Origin of the sequence: Streptomyces sp. ISL-99 (genome assembly GCF_018614005.1) — a bacterium.
Taxonomy (GTDB): domain Bacteria; phylum Actinomycetota; class Actinomycetes; order Streptomycetales; family Streptomycetaceae; genus Streptomyces; species Streptomyces flavidovirens.
Genome location: NZ_JAGGPC010000018.1, coordinates 1 through 4194 on the forward strand (window position 1 = coordinate 1; position 4194 = coordinate 4194).

Consider the following 4194-nt stretch of genomic DNA (forward strand, 5'->3'; position numbering starts at 1 on the left):
GGGCGTGGGCGCGGGAGCGGGCGCCACGCGGCGCGGCGCGGGCGCGGGGGACGCGAAGAACGCGTCACCGGACTTGGCGCCGCTCTCCACGGCCCGTACGGCCGCGAGCAGATCGGCGGCCTGCCCGCTCAGCTTGGCACCGGCCTGGACCGGCGCGGTCTTCTCGGCCTTGCGCCGCTCGATCCGTTCCCGCAACGCCCGTTGGGCGGCAATCTCGGCCTCGGCCTCGGACAGCTGTGCCCCGGCGCCCGCCGCTTCACCGTCGGCCTCCTCGCTGCCGACCGCGCCCTCGCCGGTGTCCACCGGACGGCCCGGAGCCTCCGCTGGACCGTCGCCGTCGCCGTCGACGTCGCCGTCACCACCGCCGTCGGACGGCGTTTCGGCGTGCGTCGCGTCCGCGTCGGCTACGCCCGAGCGCCCGTCGGCACTCGCCGCCATGTCTTCACCGCCACCGCCCGAGGGCTCCGCGGTCTCTGCCGGCTCCTCACCGGCCCCCGCCGGAGAGTCTGCGGGGCTGTCGTCCCCGGAGGGGCCGGTGCCGGCACTGGGGGTTGGCCCCGCCGCGTCCTCGCCGGGCGGCGTCGGGTGTCCGCCGGTGGCCGGCGTGGCTTCCGCGGCGGGCCGCGGGGTGTCGTCGTGCTGCACTTCGGTACCTGCGTCCTCAGTCACGTCCGTCGGGGCCTGCGCCGCTTCCGCGTCGGCCGGGGCACCGGCTCCGGAAGCGGGCGCCGGGCCCGTGGTGCCGCGCTCGGCGCCGCGCTCGGTGTGTGGCTTCGCGTCGTCCCCGGCGGGTCCCGGCGCCGGGACCGCCGGCTCGGTGGTCGGCCCGGTGCCGGCCGCCGCGGTGGTGTCGCGGTGTTCAGCCGGGGATCCGGGGGTTGCCCCCCGGGGAAGCGCAGTCACAGCGTGCTCCAGTCCTGGTCGGGATAGCGGTGCACGGGCGCCGACACATCGTCGAGCGCCTGGCAGATCTCGTCTGGAAGACTAAGCGCCTCCACTGACAATGCCGCCGAGAGCTGGCGCGCGTTGCGCGCGCCCACGATCGGGGCCACCACTCCGGGCCGGTCCCGGACCCATGCGAGGGCCACCTGGAGCGGGGTCGTCGCGAGGCCGTCCGCGGCTGTCGCGACCGCGTCCACGATGCGGCTCGCCGCGTCGTCGAGGTACGGGGCGACGAAGCCGGCGAGGTGCTCCGAGCCGCCGCGCGAGTCCGGCGGGACGGTGCGCCGGTACTTGCCCGTCAGCACGCCCCGGCCGAGCGGCGACGACGGCAGCAGCCCGACCCCCAGATCGAGCGCGGCAGGCAGCACCTCCCGCTCCACACCGCGCTGGAGCAGCGAGTACTCCATCTGCGTGCTGGCCAGCCGGGTGCGTACACCGGGCGCGGCGAGCTGCCAGGTGGCGGCCTTCGCCAGCTGCCAGCCGGAGAAGTTGGACACCCCGGCATACCGCGCCCGGCCGCTGCTGACCGCGATGTCGAGCGCCTGGAGCGTCTCGTCGAGCGGCGTCGCCGGGTCGAAGGCGTGCACCTGCCACACATCGACGTAATCCGTGCCGAGCCGCTCCAGCGACGCGTCCAGCGCCGCCAGCAGATGGCCGCGTGAGCCGTCGAAGCGCCGGTCGGGGTCGGGCACGCTGCCCGCCTTGGTGGCGATGACCAGATCCGGCCGCGGAACGAGCCGCTCCACGAGCTGCCCGAGCAGATACTCCGCATCGCCGTCGCCGTACACGTCCGCCGTGTCGACGAGCGTGCCGCCCGCGTCCCAGAAGGCCTTCAACACGTCGGCGGCGTCGTGCTCGTCGGTGCCCCGGCCCCACGTGAGGGTGCCGAGCCCGATTCTCGATACGCGCAGGCCCGTGCGGCCGAGATGCCTCTGCTCCATGGGCGCTGAGATTACTGGCCAGGGGCCCGGCGGCAGGAGACCTGTGGACAAGTCCTGTGGACAAGCTGTCCGGGCGGACCCCCGCCGATGTCCGGACGGCCCCCTGCCGGATCGCGCCCCCGCGCGCTAGAGTCCCCGGCACAGGGACGTTACTGATCAGTAAGGGGAGCGGCATGCGGCTCGGCATCAACCTCGGTTACTGGGGCGCGGGGATGGACGGCGACAATCTGGCGGTCGCCCAGGAAGCGGACCGGCTCGGCTACGACGTCTGCTGGGCCGCCGAGGCGTACGGCTCCGACGCCGCCACCGTGCTCTCCTGGGTCGCCGCCCAGACCGAGAGCATCGACGTCGGCTCCGCGATCTTCCAGATCCCGGCCCGTGCGCCCGCCATGACCGCGATGACCGCCGCCACCCTCGACTCCCTCTCCGGCGGCCGCTTCCGCCTGGGCCTCGGCGTCTCGGGCCCGCAGGTCTCGGAGGGCTGGTACGGCGTGAAGTTCGACAAGCCGCTGGCCCGCACCCGCGAGTACGTCGAGATCGTCCGCAAGGCCATGACCCGCGAGCGCCTCTCGTACGAGGGGCAGCACTGGACGCTGCCCCTGCCCGACGGCCCGGGCAAGCCGCTGAAGCTCACCGTCCACCCGCAGCGCGAGCACATCCCGCTGTACATCGCCGCGATCGGCCCCAAGAACCTGGAGCAGACCGGCGAGATCGCCGACGGCGCGCTGCTGATCTTCCCCTCCGCCGAGCACATCGAGGACACCGCGATCCGGCACATCCGCGCGGGCCGCGAGAAGGCCGGCCACACCATGGACGGCTTCGACGTCTGCCCGACGCTCCCGCTCGCGGTCGGCGAGGACAAGGACGTCAGCGCGCTGGCCGACATGTTCCGCCCGTACACCGCCCTGTACGTCGGCGGCATGGGCAGCCGCAAGCAGAACTTCTACAACCAGCTCGCCCAGCGCATGGGCTACGAGAAGGAAGCCGCCGAGGTCCAGGACAAGTACCTGTCCGGCGACAAGACCGGCGCCGCCGCCGCGATCCCGCACCGGCTGATCGACCAGACGGCCCTGCTCGGCTCCGTGGAGCGGATCGCCGACCGGATGCAGGCGTACGCCGCGGCCGGTGTGACGACGCTGACGCTTTCCCCCGCGGGCTTCACGCTCGACGAGCGGATCACCGCCCTGCGGGCCGGCACCGACGCTCTGGAGCGCGCCGGTCTGGCGTAACCCCACAGGTCGGGAAGTGGAACAGAAGTCTGCGGCCGTGGTGGGGGCTCGGGGGTCTTCCCCGCCACGGCCGTCATGCACAACAACGCCTCACGGCCCGACGGGGTTACGCGCCCGTACCACCCCGGGGTTCATTCATCCGGTGGAGTTGACCGCCGCTCCTGTTGCCTGCCGTCCCGTACCGCTTTTGACTTGCTCTTTGCGGACGTCTGCCCGGAGGTACACGGAGGTATCAGCGATGCTGTCGGCCCGAGGCGTCTTCCAGGAGATCCTCGACAACGACGGTTCCTTCCAGCTCTTCTGCTCCATCGCCGCCGGCGGCGAGTCCCAGGGCGGCTGGGAGAACGGCCGGATCGCGGCCCTTGTGCCGGAGAGCATGAGGTACCTCGCCCCGAAGATCACCCGGCACGGCGCCGACGAGGACAAGCACGGCCGGCTCTTCAACGCCCTGCTCAAGAAGCGGCAGCTCGAACCCGTCCCCGTCCCGCCCGAGACCGACTACACGATGCTGCTCGATCAGCGCGGCATCGGCCTCGCCCACGACAAGCTGCGCCGCGACGAGCCGCTGACCGAGGAGCACATCCTCGTCTACCTCTCGCACAGCCGGGTGACCGAGCAGCGGGCCGCCGACCAGATGGACATGCTGGCAAGTACTTCGGCGACCACCCCGAGGCGGGCAGGCCGATCAGGATGATCTGCGACGACGAGGAGAACCACCTCGCTTACTGCCACGAGGAGCTGCTCCGGCTGGCCCGCGCGGGACACGGCCGGACGATCCTGCGCGCCCTGCGCGAATGCGCCATGGCGGAGAGCCGCGTCTACCGGGACGTCAGCCTCGCCGTCATGGCGCACATGGGACGCATCCTCAAGTGGCCGAAGGCCAAGTCCGCCGCGCTCGCCGCCGGCATCCACGCCATGTACGCGTACGAACGCCTCGGCGGCCGGCGGCGCATGGTGAGCCTGTCGATGCCGGAGCGGCGCGACGCCCTGGGCGGCCCGGCGACGTCCGCCGCCGGAGTACGTCTGAACGGCGCCGCGCCAGTCCGTCAGAGCCAGCCGCAGCGGTCCGTCAGAGCCAGCCG

General features: G+C 72.9%; 2 protein-coding genes and 2 pseudogenes. 2 read left to right on the forward strand and 2 right to left on the reverse strand.

All coding sequences use genetic code 11. The features are described from left to right. Together J7E91_RS36710 and J7E91_RS11105 are read right to left on the reverse strand one after the other, a co-directional pair. Positions 1–903 (reverse strand): annotated as a pseudogene (locus tag J7E91_RS36710) (hypothetical protein); the annotation flags it as partial. Beyond that, positions 900–1883: an aldo/keto reductase gene (locus J7E91_RS11105; protein WP_214901456.1), complete on the reverse strand. Its 984-nt coding sequence runs from the start codon at positions 1881–1883 to the stop codon at positions 900–902. The gene J7E91_RS11105 and the pseudogene J7E91_RS36710, both read right to left, overlap by 4 nt. 173 nt (positions 1884–2056) lie before the next feature. Between J7E91_RS11105 and J7E91_RS11110 the strand changes: the two genes are divergently transcribed. Beyond that, complete coding sequence (locus J7E91_RS11110) at positions 2057–3112, forward strand: LLM class F420-dependent oxidoreductase (RefSeq protein WP_214901458.1); 1056 nt, start codon at positions 2057–2059, stop codon at positions 3110–3112. Positions 3113–3350: 238 nt separating this feature from the next. Continuing rightward, a pseudogene (locus J7E91_RS11115) lies at positions 3351–4139 on the forward strand (ferritin-like domain-containing protein). Positions 4140–4194 lie beyond the last annotated feature (55 nt).

Excerpts from the sequence above, each read along its gene's own strand:
- J7E91_RS11105 (WP_214901456.1), bottom strand. The coding sequence starts at position 1,883 with ATGGAGCAGAGGCATCTCGGCCGCACGGGCCTGCGCGTATCGAGAATC.
- J7E91_RS11110 (WP_214901458.1), top strand. The coding sequence starts at position 2,057 with ATGCGGCTCGGCATCAACCTCGGTTACTGGGGCGCGGGGATGGACGGC.